Source organism: Halorubrum orientale (assembly GCF_059623105.1).
Genome location: NZ_JBSPSR010000008.1, coordinates 90,525 through 109,599 on the forward strand (window position 1 = coordinate 90,525; position 19,075 = coordinate 109,599).

General features: G+C 63.0%; 21 protein-coding genes and 1 tRNA gene. 15 read left to right on the forward strand and 7 right to left on the reverse strand.

Translation table 11 applies throughout. The features are described 5' to 3' along the window. Positions 1 to 170: 170 nt before the first annotated feature. The 3 genes from ACWUI7_RS10330 to ACWUI7_RS10340 all read right to left on the reverse strand — a co-directional run bounded on the left by ACWUI7_RS10330 (position 171) and on the right by ACWUI7_RS10340 (position 2,801). Positions 171 to 1,553: an MFS transporter gene (locus ACWUI7_RS10330; protein ID WP_496642144.1), complete on the reverse strand. Its 1,383-nt coding sequence runs from the start codon at positions 1,551 to 1,553 to the stop codon at positions 171 to 173. A 33-nt stretch (positions 1,554 to 1,586) separates the two neighbouring features. Beyond that, complete coding sequence (locus tag ACWUI7_RS10335) at positions 1,587 to 2,468, reverse strand: TetR/AcrR family transcriptional regulator (RefSeq protein ID WP_496642145.1); 882 nt, start codon at positions 2,466 to 2,468, stop codon at positions 1,587 to 1,589. Between the two features lie 138 nt (positions 2,469 to 2,606). Next, complete coding sequence (locus ACWUI7_RS10340; RefSeq protein WP_435162156.1) at positions 2,607 to 2,801, reverse strand: cold-shock protein; 195 nt, start codon at positions 2,799 to 2,801, stop codon at positions 2,607 to 2,609. Between the two features lie 210 nt (positions 2,802 to 3,011). On the opposite strand from ACWUI7_RS10340, the gene sdhC reads away from it, so the two are divergent. From sdhC to ACWUI7_RS10370, 6 genes are all read left to right on the forward strand, one after another. After that, on the forward strand, positions 3,012 to 3,437 hold the full coding sequence (sdhC, locus tag ACWUI7_RS10345; protein WP_496642146.1) for a succinate dehydrogenase, cytochrome b556 subunit: 426 nt from the start codon (positions 3,012 to 3,014) through the stop codon (positions 3,435 to 3,437). 1 nt (position 3,438) lies between these two features. Then, complete coding sequence (locus ACWUI7_RS10350) at positions 3,439 to 3,810, forward strand: succinate dehydrogenase/fumarate reductase transmembrane subunit (RefSeq protein WP_496642147.1); 372 nt, start codon at positions 3,439 to 3,441, stop codon at positions 3,808 to 3,810. A 127-nt stretch (positions 3,811 to 3,937) separates the two neighbouring features. Beyond that, the gene (locus tag ACWUI7_RS10355) at positions 3,938 to 4,831 is read left to right on the forward strand and encodes a succinate dehydrogenase/fumarate reductase iron-sulfur subunit (protein ID WP_496642148.1); all 894 of its coding nucleotides are present in this window, start codon (positions 3,938 to 3,940) and stop codon (positions 4,829 to 4,831) included. A gap of 51 nt (positions 4,832 to 4,882) precedes the next feature. Further along, positions 4,883 to 6,712: an FAD-binding protein gene (locus tag ACWUI7_RS10360; protein WP_496642149.1), complete on the forward strand. Its 1,830-nt coding sequence runs from the start codon at positions 4,883 to 4,885 to the stop codon at positions 6,710 to 6,712. A 196-nt stretch (positions 6,713 to 6,908) separates the two neighbouring features. Further along, complete coding sequence (locus tag ACWUI7_RS10365) at positions 6,909 to 7,136, forward strand: helix-turn-helix domain-containing protein (RefSeq protein ID WP_496642150.1); 228 nt, start codon at positions 6,909 to 6,911, stop codon at positions 7,134 to 7,136. Between the two features lie 60 nt (positions 7,137 to 7,196). Further along, a complete protein-coding gene (locus ACWUI7_RS10370; RefSeq protein WP_496642151.1) occupies positions 7,197 to 7,829 on the forward strand; it encodes a uracil-DNA glycosylase in 633 nt (210 codons plus the stop codon). A gap of 534 nt (positions 7,830 to 8,363) precedes the next feature. On the opposite strand, the gene solA is transcribed toward ACWUI7_RS10370, so the two are convergent. Next, on the reverse strand, positions 8,364 to 9,500 hold the full coding sequence (gene solA / locus ACWUI7_RS10375; RefSeq protein WP_496642152.1) for an N-methyl-L-tryptophan oxidase: 1,137 nt from the start codon (positions 9,498 to 9,500) through the stop codon (positions 8,364 to 8,366). A gap of 120 nt (positions 9,501 to 9,620) precedes the next feature. Between solA and ACWUI7_RS10380 the strand changes: the two genes are divergently transcribed. From ACWUI7_RS10380 to ACWUI7_RS10410, 7 genes are all read left to right on the forward strand, one after another. Then, complete coding sequence (locus ACWUI7_RS10380; protein ID WP_496642153.1) at positions 9,621 to 9,800, forward strand: hypothetical protein; 180 nt, start codon at positions 9,621 to 9,623, stop codon at positions 9,798 to 9,800. Between the two features lie 121 nt (positions 9,801 to 9,921). Further along, on the forward strand, positions 9,922 to 10,587 hold the full coding sequence (gene phoU, locus ACWUI7_RS10385; protein ID WP_496642154.1) for a phosphate signaling complex protein PhoU: 666 nt from the start codon (positions 9,922 to 9,924) through the stop codon (positions 10,585 to 10,587). A gap of 108 nt (positions 10,588 to 10,695) precedes the next feature. After that, positions 10,696 to 11,091: an acyl-CoA thioesterase gene (locus ACWUI7_RS10390; protein WP_496642326.1), complete on the forward strand. Its 396-nt coding sequence runs from the start codon at positions 10,696 to 10,698 to the stop codon at positions 11,089 to 11,091. A 52-nt stretch (positions 11,092 to 11,143) separates the two neighbouring features. Then, positions 11,144 to 11,383 (forward strand): glutathione S-transferase N-terminal domain-containing protein, encoded by a 240-nt coding sequence (locus ACWUI7_RS10395; RefSeq protein WP_496642155.1) that lies wholly within the window; start codon positions 11,144 to 11,146, stop codon positions 11,381 to 11,383. After that, positions 11,380 to 11,913 carry a cob(I)yrinic acid a,c-diamide adenosyltransferase gene (locus ACWUI7_RS10400; RefSeq protein ID WP_496642156.1) on the forward strand — a complete coding sequence of 178 codons (534 nt, stop codon included), beginning with the start codon at positions 11,380 to 11,382 and terminating at the stop codon, positions 11,911 to 11,913. The genes ACWUI7_RS10395 and ACWUI7_RS10400 overlap by 4 nt, the downstream gene beginning before the upstream one ends. Before the next feature lie 119 nt (positions 11,914 to 12,032). Beyond that, the gene (locus ACWUI7_RS10405; protein ID WP_496642157.1) at positions 12,033 to 12,326 is read left to right on the forward strand and encodes a DUF7553 family protein; all 294 of its coding nucleotides are present in this window, start codon (positions 12,033 to 12,035) and stop codon (positions 12,324 to 12,326) included. An 88-nt stretch (positions 12,327 to 12,414) separates the two neighbouring features. Further along, a tRNA-Val gene (locus ACWUI7_RS10410) sits at positions 12,415 to 12,489 on the forward strand. Positions 12,490 to 12,866: 377 nt separating this feature from the next. Here ACWUI7_RS10410 and aceB read toward each other — a convergent pair. Together aceB and ACWUI7_RS10420 are read right to left on the reverse strand one after the other, a co-directional pair. Beyond that, a complete protein-coding gene (aceB, locus tag ACWUI7_RS10415) occupies positions 12,867 to 14,168 on the reverse strand; it encodes a malate synthase AceB (RefSeq protein WP_496642158.1) in 1,302 nt (433 codons plus the stop codon). A 93-nt stretch (positions 14,169 to 14,261) separates the two neighbouring features. Next, a complete protein-coding gene (locus ACWUI7_RS10420; protein WP_496642159.1) occupies positions 14,262 to 15,521 on the reverse strand; it encodes an MgtC/SapB family protein in 1,260 nt (419 codons plus the stop codon). A 163-nt stretch (positions 15,522 to 15,684) separates the two neighbouring features. Here ACWUI7_RS10420 and ACWUI7_RS10425 point away from each other — a divergent pair, with 163 nt between their 5' ends. Continuing rightward, complete coding sequence (locus tag ACWUI7_RS10425; protein ID WP_496642160.1) at positions 15,685 to 16,296, forward strand: DUF2238 domain-containing protein; 612 nt, start codon at positions 15,685 to 15,687, stop codon at positions 16,294 to 16,296. A 4-nt stretch (positions 16,297 to 16,300) separates the two neighbouring features. On the opposite strand, the gene ACWUI7_RS10430 is transcribed toward ACWUI7_RS10425, so the two are convergent. Then, positions 16,301 to 17,365: a Brp/Blh family beta-carotene 15,15'-dioxygenase gene (locus tag ACWUI7_RS10430; RefSeq protein ID WP_496642161.1), complete on the reverse strand. Its 1,065-nt coding sequence runs from the start codon at positions 17,363 to 17,365 to the stop codon at positions 16,301 to 16,303. A 101-nt stretch (positions 17,366 to 17,466) separates the two neighbouring features. Between ACWUI7_RS10430 and crtID the strand changes: the two genes are divergently transcribed. Beyond that, the gene (crtID, locus tag ACWUI7_RS10435) at positions 17,467 to 18,978 is read left to right on the forward strand and encodes a bifunctional phytoene desaturase/3,4-desaturase (protein ID WP_496642162.1); all 1,512 of its coding nucleotides are present in this window, start codon (positions 17,467 to 17,469) and stop codon (positions 18,976 to 18,978) included. Positions 18,979 to 19,075 lie beyond the last annotated feature (97 nt).

The following is a 19,075-nucleotide window of genomic DNA, read 5'->3' on the forward strand; positions in this document are numbered from 1 at the left end:
TCTTTGACCGGGCGGGCGCGAGCGGTTCGCACGCACCGGTCTCTGGTTCCGCGTCTGGTTCCACGTGGATGTCCGCATACGGGTCCCACTTCCGACTGGCTTCTTTCCGGCCAGCTTCCCCCCGGCTAGCGTTCTCACAACCGGCCCGCAGCGACCGTAGGGGCAAACCCTCACCGCCCGGCCGGGGGCTCGGCTCTGTCGCCCGCTGTCTGTCCGGGCGTGAAGCTCCCGGTCTCTGCTTTCACGCCGACGAGGAGTGTCGCCCCTGCGATGAGTGGGACCGCCGCACAGGCGCCATAAATCGGTACGAACCCGACGGTCTCGACGAGCGGGAGTGAGACCAGCGGGCCGAGTGCGGCGCCGACATCACCGAGCACGTTGTTCGTCCCAGAGGCCCGGCCCATGCGCTCGTCGGGAGTCAAGTCGGCAAGAAGTGCCATCATGGGGCCGCTGGTTCCGCCCTGGCCAGCTCCGATGCAGACGCAGGCAAGCGCGAGCCCGAGCGTCGAGGCTGCCCGAGCGAATAAGAGGAAGCCGACAGACGAGACGACGAGGAAGCCAAGCAGGACAGGTGTTCGCGACGCCCGCGTGTCAGAGAGCCGCCCACCGACAATCATGAACACCGCGGCGGCGACGACAGTCCCGGCCATCAGCAATCCCGACGTCCCCTGTGGCGCAAGCCCGAGCAGCGAGAGGTCGCGCGCGTCGAGAAACAACACGAGCGTGGCGAACAACGCCCCAATATACGCGAACAGGAGTCCGAAGTTGACGAACCCGACGGTGACAGCTGGGGTCGAAGTGTCCACGTCCCAGGGGCCGACCGATTGGTCAACGTCCGTCCGCGACACGTGTGTCTCGGGGACATATCGGTAGGCGAGGGCGGCCGCGATAAAAGCGAATACGGCGGCGACGGAGAACGCTGCGACGTCGCCGGCGACAGCCGAGACGACCCCGCCGAGGACGAGTCCAGCCGGAAACCCCATCGTGATGCCGCCGCGAACGACGCCCATGTTGGTGCCGCGGGAGTCGCCATCGGAGACGTCGGCGGCGATCGTGTATGCGGTCGCGAACACCCCGGCAGACCCGACCCCCCATAGGACGCGAGCGAGAAGGAACCACCACTCCGGAGCAACGATCTGCGCGATAAGGGCGGTCCACGTGCCGGGCCCGATACCGACCGGGCCAAGCGGGACCCGAGCGAGACCGGCAGCAACCCAGCCGAGCGACGACGCCGGCGGCAACGCGACCGCGACGACGTACCCGAGCGTTGCGACACCCTCGATGAAGAGCCCGGCGACAAACGGCGTTCGCGTCCCGTATCGGTCAACGAGGGCCCCCGCGGGAGCGTTCGCGACGAGTCGGACGAGTCGATTTGCCGAGAGAATGAGCCCGACGGTGACGGCAGAGATGCCGAGAACAGACCCGAGGTTCGGCAGAATCGGGAACACCACGCCCCCACCGAACCCGACGAAGAAGGTGCTCGCTATCACTGCGAGCAACACTGGCGGGAGGCGCGGGAACAAGGTAGCCGGCCATCGCGGCACGGCTATCATCCGGACCGTCGATACCTGGCCAGTGACCGCATCTTACTCCCCCTCTCGTCCGTCTGCGGACGACGACTCCGGGCTTACAGCGTCCGCCGCTTCGCCGGGCTCTGCTGCCGTCGTCTCACTCCTTTCTTCGACTGCTGTCTCCGGTTCGGTGGGGTTGTCAACTGCGTCGGCCGTGGTGGCCAAATTCTCACCGGTCCGTGCCGTCAGATCGGCGAGCGTCTCCTCGAGTGGAGGGAGCGTCACCCCGTCCGCGAGGATCGGCTCGACAAGACGCTTCAGGATTGCTTCGGCGACCGTCCGCGTGTACGGTGATACGAGCGCCAGTGGCTCGTCGGTAGCGGAGGCACCTACGGGCTCGCTTGCGGTATCATCTGTGGGCTTGACGTCGGCGAGCCCGGAGCCGAGTGTGATCTGTCTGGTACGGGCCCCATCGACCGCGGCGGTGAGGAGTGCGGCAGTTTCGTCGACGGCGACGTCGTCGAACACGCCGGCGTCGATGCCCGACTCGAGAATGGCGGCAGCGGTGCCACGGATGAGTCGGTCGCTCCGGTGGAGCCGCTCCCGAATGCGGTCGTCGAACGGGCCCTGTGAACGCAGCTCTAACAACGCGATGTGGTAGGACTCACGCTCTGTCTCTGCGGGCTCGAAGACGAACCACCCGATGAACGCAACGAGCCGGGCCTCAGGTGGCTCGTCGGCCGCGGCGTCGACACGGCGTTCGAAGTCGTCGAGCACGCGGTCTAAGAACGCGACGAGCAGGTCGGCTTTCGTATCGTAGTGGTAGTGGAGTAACGACTTGCTTTTCGAGCACTCGTCGGCGATATCTTGCATCGTCAATCCCGCGTAGCCGTGGGTGCACAGCGCGCTGTAGACGGCCTGCATGATCTCGTCTGCGGCGCCTGGCTGCCCGCTCATAGACTGACTAGTCAGTCAGCGGCCGTCATAGACGTGTCGGTGTAGGACAATGTTTGCCGCTTTGGGCCGTAGGGTTACTGCGTCGCTCGCGGCGGTGAATACTCGAAAAAGCCGATACCACTCCGCTCTGGATGCCGTCTACAGTCGGGTGACGTTCGACGCGCGCGGACCCTTGTCCGCCTCTTCGATGTCGAACTCGACCTCTTGGCCCTCCTCAAGGTCCGGGCCGCCGACGTCTTCCATGTGGAAGAACACGTCCTCGTCCGCGTCGTCAGTGTCGATGAAACCGTAGCCGCCAGTGTCGTTGAAGAAATCAACTTCGCCTTTCGCCATTGCAATTGTAAAAGCGGGCGGACCACGTATAAGACTTCCGTGACCGACTGACAGTCGATATCGGGACGTGAGCGCCCGAATCGGGCCGATACGTGAGATTCGGCCGTACAGTGGGTGACATCGCACGGCCAAGTCGTCTCATCGGCCAGGACGCAGTATCCTCATCGATCATCAGTAACTACTATACGACCCTAGCACCGACGCCTCAGTATGAGTCAGTCGTACGATCGAGGCCTCATCGAGGACTTCGGCCGCTGGCGGGAGTTTGAGGCCGGGATGTGGGCGTGGATCTTTCACAAGTTCACCGGGTGGGTGCTGATAGGATACTTGTTCACACACATCGCGGTGTTGAGCACGGCGATTCCGGCCTCAGGCGCAGAGACGGCAGTTCTGCAGGCGGGTAACGATGTGTACACCCAGACCATCGTCTCACTCGAAGGACTGCTGTTGGTGCGTGTCCTTGAGGTGGGCCTTCTCGCCGTTGCAGTGTTTCACATGCTTAACGGCACCCGGCTGTTGTTGGTCGACGTGGGAATCGGGTTAGACTCACAGGACAAGAGCTTCTACGCGTCACTCATCTTGACCGGCGCCATCACTGTCGCGTCGGTGCCGACGTTCATCGCGGGGGCGTTCTAAGATGGCGACGCGCTACTCCTCGTTCCAACAGGGCGGACGGATGTGGCTTCTCCAGCGGATTACGGCTGCGTTCTTACTCGTCGTGTTGGCGTTTCACTTCTTTTTACTCCACTTCGTTCACCACGCGGACGAGGTATCGTTCCTTATGAGCTCCGGGCGCATGGAGACGATGAGCTACTACTCGCTCATGGTGCTGTTTTTACTCACCGCGACGTTCCACGGCGTGAACGGCGTCTACAATGCGCTGGTGAATCAGGGCCTCTCGGGGACGAAACGCACCGCGGTCAAGTGGACGCTCGTCGCCGCGAGCGTCGTGTTGGTCGTCCAGGGGATTCGCACCGCAAACGCGTGGGCGGGGATTCCACTCTACTGAGGGACCGCCTCCATCGGTGTCGCCCGCTACTGTGTCGCCACACAGGGCGCGCCGTATGATCACATCCACCCACAGAACTACCACGCTGGAACCCAAACACAACGACACTCACTCACACACGCAGACCATGAGCACACAGATACCGAAACAGACCGAAAAGACCGAAGACACGGCCGAAACGGAGCACGAAGGACCCTCACAGGGTGACGTTCGCCGGAGCGAAAAGCGCCGGCGAGCCGCGGAGCGGCGCGAGCAGCGTCAGGCCGAAGAAGCCGAGCGTGCGAAGACCGCCGACGATACCGTCGAGTTTCGGGTCTTCCGGTACGACCCGGAGGTCGAAGGCAAACAGGAGCCGCGGTTCGACACGTTCCACGTCCCGTTCACGAAAGGGATGACTGTACTTGACGCGCTCATGTACGCGCGCGACACCTACGACTCCTCGCTCACCTTCCGTCACTCCTGCCGACAGGCGGTGTGTGGCTCCGACGCGATGTTCGTCAACGGCGGTCAAAAGCTCGCGTGTAAGACGCAGGTAAGCGAGCTTGAAGCGCCGGTCCGCGTCGAACCGCTACCACACGCCGACGTCACGAAGGATCTCGTCGTGGACATGGAGCACTTTTATGACCAGATGGAGGCGGTCGAGCCGTACTTCGACGCGGACGAGTATCCGGACGGCGAACTCGAAGAGCAGCGTCAGACCCGAGCGAACCGTGAGAAGATCAAGATGTCGACGCGCTGTATCTGGTGTGGGGCGTGTATGTCCTCGTGTAACGTCGCTGCCGGCGACAACGAGTACCTCGGCCCCGCGGCGATTAATAAGGCGTACCGGTTCGCGATGGACGAACGCGAGGGCGCAGACCGCAAACAGGAACGGCTCGAAATCATCGAGCAGGAGCATGGCGTCTGGCGGTGTCAGACGCAGTTCTCTTGTACGGAAGTCTGCCCGAAAGACATCCCGCTCACCGAACACATCCAAGAGCTCAAACGTGAGGCGGTGAAAAACAACCTGAAGTTTTGGTGAGCGAGAGACAGTATCAAGACACTGGAACACTAACGAACTTTCATCGACACCATGCACGAACACGACGTCGTCGTCGTCGGCGCGGGCGGGGCCGGGCTCCGCGCGGCGATCGCGGCACAAGAGGAGGGCGCGGATGTGGCGATCGTCTCGAAACTGCACCCGGTTCGGTCACATACTGGCGCCGCTGAAGGCGGTATCAACGCGGCGCTTCGCGACGCCGACTCCTGGGAGGACCACGCCTACGACACCATGAAGGGGTCGGACTACCTCGGCGACGCCCCGGCTGTCGAGGCGCTGTGTAAAGAGAGCCCAGAAGAGGTCATCCAGCTCGAACACTGGGGAATGCCGTTCTCACGCGAGGACGACGGCCGTGTCTCCCAGCGCCCGTTCGGCGGGCTTTCGTTCCCACGAACCACGTACGCCGGCGCAGAGACCGGCCACCAGATGCTCCACACGATGTACGAGCAGGTGGTCAAACGCGGCATTACCGTGTACGACGAGTGGCACGTGATGGATCTCGTTGTCACCGACGAACCGAACCCCGCAGAGCGAACCTGTCACGGCGTCGTGGCCTACGATATCCAAAGCGGCGAGGTCAGCGGCTTTGAGGCGCGCCAAGGTGTCATCCTCGCCACCGGTGGGATGGGCCAAGTGTTCGACCACACCACGAACGCAGTGGCCAACACCGGCGACGGAGTGGCAATGGCCTACCGAGCCGGCGTCCCGATGGAGGACATGGAGTTCATCCAGTTCCACCCCACGACGCTCCCCTCGACAGGGGTGCTCATCTCCGAAGGGGTCCGGGGTGAAGGTGGAATCCTGTACAACGGCGAGGGCGAGCGGTTCATGTTTGAGCACGGCTATGCGAACAATGACGGCGAGCTCGCCTCGCGGGACGTGGTCTCACGCGCCGAGTTGACCGAGGTCAACGAGGGCCGTGGTATCGAAGACGAGTACGTCCACCTCGACATGCGTCACCTCGGTGAAGAGCGCATCCTCGACCGCCTCGAGAACATTCTCCACCTTGCGGAGGACTTCGAGGGCGCAGACGGGCTCACGGAGCCGATGCCGGTCAAGCCCGGCCAGCACTACGCGATGGGCGGCATCGAGACGAACGAGCACGGTGAGACTGCCATCGAAGGGCTGTACGCGGCTGGCGAGTGCGCCTGTGCGTCGGTCCACGGCTCGAACCGGCTCGGTGGGAACGCACTGCCTGAGCTGATCGTCTTCGGCAAACGCGCGGGCCACCACGCGGCCGGTAGAGACCTCGGTGAGGCAGCAATTCCGACGGGCAAAGCGGGCGAATGGGAGCCAGCCGACTACGAGTTCGAGGTGTCCGTCGGCGAGGTCGGCAGCCGTGGTCCGGCGGCAGCAGACGGTGGGGCGGTGGCGACGGACGCGAAGCCATTGCTTGAGTCGGCAGTTGCGCGCGCTCGCGACCGCGTCGAGACGCTGCTGTCACAACGGGGTCGAAACCACGCCGAGATCCGCTCGGAGGTCCAAAAGACGATGACCGCACACGTGAACGTATTCCGTGAGGGTGAGGGCCTGCAGACGGCACTGGAGGACCTCCGCGAGGCGCGGCAGGCCTACCAAGACGTCGCCGTCTCAGATCCGTCGCGGACGTTCAACACCGACCTCATCCACACGATGGAGACGCGGAACATCCTCGACATCGCCGAGGCGCTGACGATGGGCGCGCTGGCACGCGAGGAGTTCCGCGGCGCCCACTGGCGAAAAGAGCGCCAGGAGCGCGACGACGAGAACTGGCTGAAACACACGCTCGTCTCGTGGAACGATGGTAAGCCGGAGCTGTGGTACAAGCCCGCCATCTTGGAGGGTGAGTCCCGCACCTACGAGCCGAAGGTTCGCTCGTACTGAAGCACGAACCGATTCATCACGTTTTTGTATCCGTCATCGGTCGAAACGATCCGCGGTATACGCCCGTGATGCCTGCGATGATCTCGCGGGGAAAGTCCCCGAACAGCTGTCTACCACGCTGTGTCGATGGTTCTCACTGTTTCGACGATCGTTGAAATAGGGATTTATTATCGTCGAACACCACCGTCAAGACACGATGCTACACACAGAGGCCGCACCCACGGCGGCGCCGACACTTCCGCCAGAGCTGCAGTCTCCTCGCGCGAAGTTGGTGTATCTGTATCTGACGACGAACGAGCAGGCGACAGTGGGAGAGATGGGCGACTCACTCGGCATGAAGAAGCTGTCGCTGTACGGCGTTCTCAAGACGCTTCGCAAGCAAGGAATGGTCGATCGCGACGGTGAAGCGTACACGCTGACCTAACTGGTCGCCGAGTCACCCGCTGGGCGAATCGTTTAGGCGCCCACCGGTCATACGTAGCCCGTGGACGCACACCAAGACGAGTTCGCGAATCCGTTCGGGATGGATACCGCCTGTGAGAACTGTCCCGGCCTGTGTACGGAACGCGAGCATATCGTACACGGCTACGGCGACGTCGGTGCCGAGTTCCTCGTCGTCGGCGAGCGCCCGACAGTGACTGCTGACCAACACGGCGTGCCGTGTATCGGCCCCGGTGGTGAGCGCATTCAGTCGATTTTCGCTGAGCTTGGCTTCGTCAGGTCGCCGCCGGACGCGACCGAGCCCGACGTACAGAACGTCTTTTTCACCAACCTCACCCGCTGTCGACATCCCGAGCGGGAGCCCACCGACGAGGAGGTCGCAACCTGTGAGCCGTTTCTCAATGCCGAGATACGCATGATCAATCCCCAGATACTCGTTCCCGTCGGCGAGCGGACGCTTCGTGAGCTGGCTGTTGAGTACACCACCCGGCGGCCAGACTCGTTCGACATCGTCGCCGAGCACGCGACGACGATCCGTGGACGGGGATTTGAGCTGGTGCCGATGTGTGACCCGGGGTCAATGACTGACGACGACGCAGCCGCATTCTGCACACACATGCGTGAGAATGTGTTGAGCCGCGATTACCGGCAGACGAAGGGCCGACAGCGCAGATGAGTGTGTCCGTGAGTCAGCGGTGACATCCATCCCGACCGATTCTATATGTGTGGTAGTAGCTCTGTGAACGTCACTCAGTGACTCTTGGGTACCACTTGGCCACACCCTCCCCGATACGTATACGACGCTAGTCACGTGACCGAAACGACTTCACAATACCCGGATACCATGTTCCGCCACACCCTCCCCAGCCGATTCTGTACGTGTGTGGCAGTGACTCTGTGACGAATACGACCGCATGACACCCGGACACCAATTACCGCCACACCCTCCCCAATACGCCTGTGACGGTAGTGCTGTGACCACGACGACTCCGTGACACCCGGACACCAATTACCGCCACACCCTCCCCAGCCGATTCACTCGTCGCCCACGGGCGACTCGCTCATCCCTCGCACGCGCTCGCGAGTCCGCCTTCGGCGACCTCGCGAGGCGCGCGCCACCGCAGAATCAGTGTCGCGGTTGAGGCGCAGTGAGTCGGTGGCACCTCGGTTGAGGAGGTTCAAACAGTCGTCGCCGTCGCACCGTTGCGACTCAAAAGCGTCCGATACGGAATGGCTCGAGGTCGAACGCACTCGGCTCGCCGGTTGCGAGGTCGGCGCCAATTTCACCGAGCGTGCCGGCAAACTTGTAGCCGTGTCCGGAAAAGCCGCCGAGAACAACGACATTCGGGTGGTTTGAGAGCGTGTCCACGACGAAGTCGCGGTCCTCGGTGTTGGTGTACAAGCAGGTCTCGAGTCCCAGTAGCGTCGCGTCGCCGACGGTGAGGTACTCGTCTGCGGCCGTGCGGAGCAACGCCTCATCGCGCGCGGTCGGCTGGTCGTCCATCGTGCTCGGGTCGACGACCTCGTTTCGGTGGTAATGTCGGCCGAACTTTACGCCGGGCGCACCGAATATCGGAATGCCGTAGTGGATATTCTCGTGATCGGAGACGAGAAACACCGGGAGGCGTTCGGGGGTGAACTCGTGTGGTTGCTCCGGCTGTATCCACGCGATCACCTGCCGCTCGGGTGAAAGCTCGTCGGCGAGCGGCTCGACGAGCTTGCCTGTCCACGCGCCAGCGGCGATGACGAGTCGGTCGGCCGCGTATTGACCTTTGTCAGTGCTCACCCGGACGCCATCCGTCGTCGACTGCCAGTCGGTCACTCGCTCTCGAGCCTGGATCCGAGCGCCGGCGCGCTGAGCGAGTCGGACATGCGCGACGATTCCTGACTCGGGCCGCACAAACCCGCCGTCCGACTGATACACCGCCTCGTAGCCGTCCGGAACCTGGAGGCCGGGGAATCGGGTATTCGCTTCGCCCGCGGCGAGTCGTTCGTGTTCGATCGCATGGTCGCGACAGGCCTCGACCGCTCCTGTGACGAGGTCACTGTCCGGGGGCCCTGCCGCGATAGACCCTGTCTCGTATAGCAGTCGTTCGTCGGCTTCCTCCTCGAGCGCTCGCCACCGCTCGTAGGCGCGTGACACCATCGAGACGTATCCCGGATCCTCGTGATACGCCCGCCTGATGATGCGCGAGTACCCGTGTGAGGATCCATTCGTATGCGGAATGCTGTATCGTTCGAGCCCGAGAACTCGCTCGCCCCGTTGGGCTAACTCGTAGACGACGGCGCTCCCGACTCCGCCGACTCCGACGACGATCACGTCGTACCGACCGGCCGCGTTCGACATACCGTCAGTTATACACCAGTACACATATACTTCAGTGCCTGTCCCTCTCGTCGGCGTGACCTGTCGTATCACCGTAGAGAGCAACTACTTTGCGCGTTCGGCTCTGATACATTGCTGTACATGGATCCAGCCTACACAGCGGTGTTGACCGAATCGGTGGAGTACGATGGCGAGTCAGTGACGGAACTCCCTGTCGTCGACTACGAATTTGTCGGGAGTATGTATATGTTCGACCTCCCGAACGGTGAGTCGCGGTCCTTCGGGACGGGCGTCGTCGACGCGGTATCAGCGCTCGAGTAGCGGAGCCGTCGTCTGCGAGCTCGAACGACACGTTGGGGCGGCAGACTCAACTCGACCGACACTGGACATCCCGAGGGTGCGACGTATTTATGACCGCTCGGCGTGGTCGTTGATAGAGACGATGCCACGCGAACAGTACCAGACGAAGCTGGAGGCGCTTCGTGACGACGTCCTCTACATGAGTGAGCTGGTCGCGGACCGCCTCCGAACGGCGTTAGACGCGCTCGCGCGACACGACGCCGCGCTCGGTGAGACGGTCATCACCGGCGACACGGAAGTGAACGAGCTCTACCTCGAGTTAGAACAGCGGTGTACGGACCTGATTGCGCTCCAGCAGCCGGTCGCTGGCGATCTCCGATTCATCGCCGCCTCGTTCAAGATCATTACCGACCTCGAGCGGATTGCCGACCTTGCAACGAATCTCGGCCGGTACGCCGGACAGGCCGACCACGAGGTGTCGCCCGACGTCGATATTCAGCAGATCGGCGACGACACTCTCGACATGCTTGAGCTTGCGATGATGGCGTACGCCGATTCGGACCCCGACCGGTGTTACACGGTGGCGTCGCGTGACGACGATATCGATGCGGCGTGTGAGGCGGCGAGCGATCACGTCGTCCGTGATCTTATTGAGAGCGATTACGCCAGTGATCCGGAGGCGACGATGGAACACGTCTCTCGGCTGTTACTGACGGTCCGAGATCTTGAGCGAGTCGGTGACCACGCGGTCAACATCGCCGCGAGAGCACTATACATGATCGAGAACGACGACGAACTGCTTTATTGATCCGAGGCGGGTTGAAAATGGGCTGACGGTCGTTCGCGGTGTGGCCGGTCGGTGACGGTCGTGGCCGAAGCCGACGCGTACATCACGTCGGGGCGCGAGCCAGAGAGCATGACCACGTACACGACCGAGCTGCAGATCCGGTTCAGAGACGTCGACGCGATGGGACACGTCAACAACGCGGTGTACGCGACGTACCTCGAACAGGCCCGAACACACTACTATCGCACGGTACTTGAGGCGGACCTCTCGGCGGTTGCAACCGTACTCGCTTCACTCTCAATAAAGTTCCATCGCCCGGTCGAACTCAGTGACGAGACTATCGTAGTCGACGTCGACGTTCCCAGGCTCGGCACCTCGAGTGTTCCGATGCACTACGAACTCCAGACCGAGGGGGAGACGGTCGCCGAAGCGGAGTCGGTCCAAGTCGCCATCGACGACGATGGGGCGGCACGTCCGCTCCCAGAGCGCTACCGTGCGGCGATCAAAGCGTACCACGACCTGTGAGTCGTGCGGCCGGATACGTACCTTCTTTTGGCTACACCCACTTCATCAAGCCATGTCGATCCAGCTGTACGCACTCGATGGGTGTCCGTGGTGTGAGCGGGTGCACGATGCCCTCGCAGACGCCGACGTCGACTACGAGACAATCGCGGTCGACCCCCTCCACTCCGACCGAAACGGGGTAAAACGCGTGAGCGGTCAACGCGGTGTCCCGGTGCTCGTCAATGAGACGCGCGGGGTGACGATGGCCGAGAGCGCGAACATCCTCGAGTATGTCAAGGGGAGTCTCCGATGAACATCTACACCGGCCGTGGCGACGACGGCCAGACGGACCTCAGAGACCTGAGCCGAGTGTCGAAATCGAGCCTCCGGATCGAAGCGTACGGCACTGTCGACGAGGCCAACGCACTCATTGGCACCGTGCGGCCGACAGGCTACGACGACCTCGATACGTTGCTTGAACGGGTCCAGAATCATCTCCACGTGGTCCAAGCTGACCTCGCGAACCCCGACCCCGACCCAGACGACCCACGGGTCGAGTCGGACCACGTCGAGACACTCGAAACGGAGATCGACGGGTACGACGAAGAACTCGCGCCGCTACAGTCGTTTATTCTGCCTGGCGGAGGGCCTTCAGGTGCGCGGCTCCACCACGCCCGAACGGTCGTGCGCCGCGCCGAACGACGGACCGTCAAGCTCGCTCAATCCGAGCCGATAAACGAGATCGTGGTTACCTACCTCAACCGGCTCTCGGACCTGCTTTTCACGCTCGGCCGCGTGGCGAACGCTCGCGATGGCGAACCCGAGGAGTCACCGACGTACTGATCCGGTGGCTGTCATTGCGGGTTGAGGTATCCACCCTGGTGAGTTCTGTTGTCGTGTCTGCGCGCTCGTGTGAGCGAACTGCCACAACGCATATATTCGTCCTCGCCTAAAGGACAGATATGAGCAAACACTTCGAAGACGCACGGTATTACCTCGGTCGGGCCGCGGAGCACGCGAAAGCAGGTGTCGAAGAGGAACTTGAGCCGCTCCGAGAGCGAGTCAGTGCATTAATCGGTGAGGAGTCGCCAGCGGAACCAGAGCCGTCACGACTCGGACGGTTGCAGTCTGACGTCGCCGACCTCGAGGCTCGCACGGAGGGGGAGGTGCGTACGGCACTTGCGTCGGCTCGCGGCCGTATCGAGGCGTATCGGGCCGACGAGGAAGTTGAAGAGGTGACCGAGGACGCGAGGTGAGTGGCGCCGGTCAGTTCAAGCGCATGGTGCAGGCGCGGGCACCCACAAAGCAACGTTTAAGTCTCGACGTGTAGCAATTGTTGAACACGGGTCGGTGGTCTAGTCCGGTTATGACGGCTCCTTCACACGGAGCAGGTCGGCAGTTCGAATCTGCCCCGACCCACTCAGTCGCTTGTTGTTTTTGAGTGACAGTATGTTACAGTCTCAGGCCTTGATTCACTGGGTACCGTCGTGAGTCCCACTTCAGGCATGGGAGAAGAAGTCAAGCGAGTTGTTGACGCTCTCTCAGCCGATTCCGTACGTATGGGCGGTGAGTGTGTGACCAAGACGACCGTGTGACACTCGGACACTCTTTTCAGCCACACCCTCCCCAACCGATTCACGAGTCGCTGCCGGCGACTCGCTCATCCCTCGCACGCGCTCGCGAACCCGCCTTCGGCGTCCCGCGAGGCGCGCGCCACTGCAGAGGTCGACTTCGTATTGAATGGGGTCACGCCCTCGGGCTTCGCAGTTCAGCGCGGGGAGGTGCTGCGTGCTCGCTCAGGTACCAACCTCCATCGCGCGCTCAACGACGCCTTCGCCGTACAACTCAACGAGCTCCTCGTGTTGGTCCGGGCGGTTCTCATAGACGTCCTGGAACAGGTCGATCGGCGTCATCGCCGCCTGGTAGGTCGCCTCGTCCCACATGCGGTCCGTCGCGATGTCGACCTCGACCTCGTCGATCCGCAGTGTCGCTGACCGTTCCATCGCGATCGCGCCGCGACCCGCCGCCTTGGCCGCCTCAAACTTCTCCATTGAGTCTACGATGTCGTCCATGCTCGGAATGTATGCGGTCATCTCGAGCAGCGTATCGTGTAACTCGTCTGCATCGAGCGTCTGTGTCGTCCCGTCGACGGTGAGGTCGTAGCCCCCTGCCGACTCCATGAGCGACACACGAGTGCCGTCGTACGCCTCAACGCCGTCAACTGAGTCCAGTTCGACCTCTGTGTCGCCGGCATCAAAGAGCCAGCTCCCGGTCTGTGGCGGCAACGGTGAGGTGTTAGCCTCGACGACCTGTCCTGGGGTCAGTGACCAGATGCCGAGCATCCCCTTCGACTGGTTGTCCCGCATACGCTCGTGGTATCCCTCAACGTCGCGGATATCGTCGTACGGGCCGTCGACAGCGATACAACCGGCGGCACTCGCACCACGGGCAGTGTTGTGTCGCAGTTCGGGCCACGCCGGCAGCGCACCGGTCGGCGTAATAGCGCGCATATCTTTCGTATAGTCCACTTCGCCGTCGACGAGCAAGAACATCCGTTCGAGGTTGTTCTCCGGCTTACCCATCTCGTCGCGAAGTTTCCGCATAGCGAGTTCTGACTGGCCGCTTTCGACGATGACGGACATCGCGAGGCTCCCGGGCTCGAGCCCGTGTTCGGCCTCGACGATGGTGAAGAACTCGTCGGCTTTCTTCCAGTCGTCGATACCGCCGACCTCCGGGATGACGAATCCGTCGATGTGCGCTACGGCACCGTTATCAGGGTCTGTGATCTCAAGCATGTGCTTGAACCCCTGATACCGGGTCGATGGACTGTCGCGGTGCCACACCATTCGTGGGTGGATCTCACCAGGAAAGCCAGCCCCGTGTTCGGCGACCACGTCGACGATATTTTGTGCGCCCTCGTCGCGCATTGAGGGCGCGGTCGCGTCCTCGTTGTCCGGAACCCAGACATCGGGAGCACGCACGCCACGGAGCCCGGCGGCGCTTCGAAGCATCTTCGCGGAGTCGTCCTCGCTTTCGACCGCGGTGGGTGAGGTAAAGAAGGTTCGCACGAACGATCGATCGTGTCTTCGTTCGACCATGTGTATCGAAGCGAGTGCATGTTCCTAATAGTTCGTGATGGAGAAATTCTACGGGGTTCTTTGCCCGTCGTGGAGCGCCCGTGGGAACACCACTCAGATCCCGACCGCGATCAGGACGACACCGGTGACGACGACGAGACCCAACACGATCGAAACGAGCCGTCCGAGCCGCCCAGTTCCGAGCAGCCACGCCAACCCGGCTTTGAGCATGGTGTTCGCGACCGCGGCAAGCACGATCCCCGTCGCTGCAACCCCCTCTGAAACCGTGCCGTCAGCCGCGAGCTTACTCAAGCTGATCGTCATCGCGTCGACGTCTGCTAACCCGGACAGAAAGGCCGTGAGGTAGATCCCGGACGATCCGAACCATCCGTGTGCGTGCTCGGAGACGAGGAGCACGACCGCGAAGATCACGCCGAAAAACAGCGCGGGACGAAGCCGAAACGGATTCTTCATCGGTCCGGGATCGACCGTCTCGTCGGTGGCCGTCCGCCAGTACAGCACTCCTGCGGCAACCACACCAACAATGGTCATCGCGCCGAGCGGTGGCGCCACACGCACGAGCAGACGGGGATTGACCACGGCGACTTCGACGAGCGCCCGCGGGAACATCACGACCGAAGCGGTGACGACGGCGAACGCCGACACACGGTATAGCGACCCGTTTTGGACTGTTTTTTCGGCCATCGACACCGTCGTCGCCGTCGAGGAAACGAAGCCGCCGATCACGCCGGTGACTGCGATGCTCTGCTCCGGACCAAGGACGATTCCAAGAAGGTACGCCACGAATCCGAGACCGGTAACGAACACGACCATCAACCAGACGAATCGGGGATTGAGTCCGTACAGCACCTCGACCGAGCGATTCGGAAGCGACGGTAGCACGACGAGAACGACGAGGACGAACTTCGCCGAAGCGATCCGCTCCGTCTCTTCGATCCGGTCTGCAAAGGCGTGTATCGGGTCCTTGACGGATAACAGGACCGCGACCGTCCCACCGACGACGATCGCGATGACCGCGCCAGCGTCCGAATGCATCGCGACCGCGCCGAGCAGCGTGGTGAGCAGCGCGGCCACGAGCGTGGTCAGTCCGACGTCCCCCTCGTAGACGACCTTTGCCGCGTACGCGACGGTGAGCGGGACGACGACGACAGCGAGCGCGACAGCTCGTGCGCTCGGGACGAACACGGCGACGAGCCCACCGTAGAGCGCAAACAGGGGGAATGTCCGGCTTCCAGCGAACGTCCCCCCAGACTCGCTCTGTTCGCGCTCGAGTCCGATGAGCGCCCCCAACCCGAAACCGACGAGCAAGTGACCGAGTATCTCGGCGACCGGATCGGCTCCTGGAGTGACCATCACGTCGACGTACGACGGGACTATATGTCAAACTACGGTACGTACCTTTGTCATGATGTTTCGGGGGAGCTAGCGGAACCAACCGCTGCTGGGGCGCCACACCTCGTGTTCATCTAACTCGTTTCCAACCGACTCATACGCTTCCGGTTCCACTACCAGGGCGATGACCCGGACCGAAACGGGATTTCGACTAGCACTCGTCGCTGTCCTGCTCGAAGGCCTTCGCCGCCGTGACCCGGCTGCAGTGGTGAACGCGGTCGCATCCTTGGCTGGAACGTCCCTCCCGTCAGTCCTTGAGCGTCGTACAGACGTGTCGATCCGGCCGTGGCACCGGGGGTACGTCTCGGGGGCACTGTTCGCGCACGCCGTCGGGATGCTCGGGCCGTACGACGACGTATGGTGGTGGGATCACCTCACGCACACGCTCACCGCAACGATACTCGGCGAAGCCGTCCATGTGATAGCACGCGAGCGAGGATCAGACCCGCGCCCTCGCGTACTCGGCGCCGTGGTTGGACTCGGTATCCTGTGGGAAGTTCTCGAGTACGTGGTTCACGCCGGCTCTCGTCGAGTGGGCCTCGACCCCGTCCTTGTCCGGTACAGTGCCACCGACACCGCCTTCGACCTCGTGTTCAATCTTGTGGGTGCCGGGCTGGTCGTCCTGTTCGGTGACCGGGTCTTCGAACGTGTCGCTTCCGAAACTGGTCTCTACGCTGCAGATGCCGCAGTAGACGAGGAACCGACGCTACCGACCGACGAACACGAGACGGCGTAAGTGACTACGGGACGTACCAGATCCCGCGGTCGACGTCGAGCAGTGATCCAACCACGACGTGCGGGAGCGCCACGATGCTGATGAAGATGCTCCAGAAGGCGACTGCCCCCGGCAGGATACTGACACCGGCGAGTGGATGCGGGATCACCCAGTACACGGCCGCGAGCACGCCGAAGGTCGCGAGCGCGCCGACGACGAGGATACCCCACGCACGGATCGCGACAGTCGCGGCATCGGAGCCACCGACGAGGTCCCACGACGGATCACCGACCGACGCGTCGTCGACCATCTGTGTCCGAGCAACCTGTCTGGCCGAGTACCAGAAGGGGAAGTACAGTCCGACGGCCACGAGTACGGGGACAAACGCGAAGTATGCAGCGAGCAGTAGACTCTCGCCGGCGTCTACGAGCCACGAACGGCCACCGCCGCGAACGTACCCCAAGCCGATGTGTGTCACGAGCGCGAGTCCGTACCCACCGGCGATGATCGGGCGCGTCACGTCGAAGTACGCGGCGTACGGCGCGAGCCCGCCCGGCTCGACGAGTCCGACCATGAGCGCGCTAAACGTGTGGAACGTCTCCGGCCAGAACACGATCGGAACGAGCATCACGGCGCCGCCGCGGACGCCGGCAGCGAGCAGCCGCTGAAACCTCGTCTCGAGGTGGTCCGTCCCGCTCGTCGCATCGAGCACCGAGACGCCACCGAGTCCACCTTTCGCGACCGCGACCGTCACCGCAAGCGCTAGTCCGGCAACGGGTGCAACCAGAAGCAACCCGACGAACGCTGCGATACCGCCGAGGTACGCCGCCACGTACCGCCACCGGAACGTCGGTTGCCGCCGTCGCAGGTTTTCGAAGTGCTCGTAGCCGCCGTGTGGGAGGTTCAACGCAATCATCCCAACGAGATAGACGACCATCTGCGCTTCGAGCGGCATCGACACCCCCGCGGTCCCGACAGCAGCGAACGCGACGGTCAACACGACCAGCGCGGCGCGTGAGAATCGCACCGATGGGTGCGTCCCGCTCCCCCGGTACAGCCGCCGAATCGCCCAGCTGCCCCTAACGCTCATACCGAGGCGTTGGACCTCTCTCCGTATAAAAATCTACGCGCAGTCTAAGCATCTGATAACCGCCGCTGAGTCGATAGGCGGTCGGCCCGTACTAATCGTGCATGTGCGAGACAGATCGACGGGTGGCGGTCGTCGGCGGGGGCTTCGGGGGGCTCGCGACGGCCGCGTACCTCGCGGACGCCGGTGCCGACGTGCGGTTGTACGAACAACACGAGCGACTCGGCGGTCACGCCGGCGTGTTAGAACGCGACGGGTTTCGGTTCGACACCGGACCCTCGTGGTACCTCATGCCGGACGTCTTCGAGCGATTTTTCGATCACTTCGATCGCTCGCCAGACGACTACTACGCGCTCTCGCGGCTCGACCCGCAGTACCGTGTCTTCTGGAAGGACGGCGACCGCGTCGATATCGAGCCGAACCGGGCGAACGCGACCGAGGTGTTCGAGTCGTACGAGCCGGGGGCGGGTGAAGCGCTCGAACGGTACCTCGATACCGCCGAAGAGAACTACGAACTCGCGATGGACCGCGTGGTCTACGAGGGACGTGACCGGCTGCGAGAGTACGTCGACACCGACCTGTTGCCGCTAGCTCCCCGGGTGCGGCTGTTCGGGACGATGGACGATTACGTCTCCCGGTACGTCGAACATCCGAAGCTCAGACAGCTACTCGAGTACACGCTGGTGTTCCTCGGCGGATCCCCACACAACACGCCGGCTTTGTACAGCATCATGAGCCACGTCGATCTGAACCTGAACGTGTTCTACCCGGAGGGTGGAATCGCGGGAGTCGTCGACGGCCTCGCCGACCTGTGTCGCGAGCTTGGCGTCGAGCTCAACACGGGTGTCGGCGTCGAGCGGATCGACGGCAGTGCCGGCTCGTTCACCCTCCGAACCGAGGCGGGTGACGAGTCCGCAGACGTCGTGGTGAGCAATGCCAACCCGGCATACACCGAACGCGAACTGCTTCCCGAGGCACACCGCGCACACGACGAGTCGTACTGGGAGGACCGAACGTACGCGCCTTCCGCATTCATGCTGTATCTCGGCGTCGAGGGTGACGTCGGCGACTTAGCGCACCACTCGCTGGTGTTGCCGACGGATTGGGACGGCCATTTTGAATCCATCTTCGACGACCCGGCGTGGCCGAGTGATCCTGCGTACTACCTCTCTGTCACCTCGAAGACGGACGACACAGTCGCACCGCCTGGTCACCACGCTGTTGTGGTGCTCGTACCGATCGCTCCCGGGATCGAGGACGGTCCAGCGATGCGGTCGCAGTTCCGCGAGCAGGTCCTCGACGACCTCGCTGCCCACGCCGGCGTCGACTTCCGTGACCGGATCGTCACCGAAGAGTCGGCGTGTGTCGCCGAGTTCGCAGAGCGGTACGGCAATCCACAGGGCACCGCACTCGGGCTCGCACACACGCTGTTTCAGACCGGTCCGTTTCGGCCGAGCCACCGCGCCGACCTCGACGGGCTGTACTACGCGGGATCGTACACCGCTCCCGGTATTGGGATGCCGATGTGTCTGATAAGCGGCGAGCGAACTGCCGAAGCGGTCCTCGAAGATGTCCCCGAGGTTGCCGGCACGGCCCCGCCAGCGTGGGCCGACTGAGGCTTGCTGGCACGGGTATCGCCGCTTGTCGTCACCGACATCGGCGGACACCAGAGACGGCAGCCCGTTCCTGCATCCGACGGGCTTTTTCACCTCC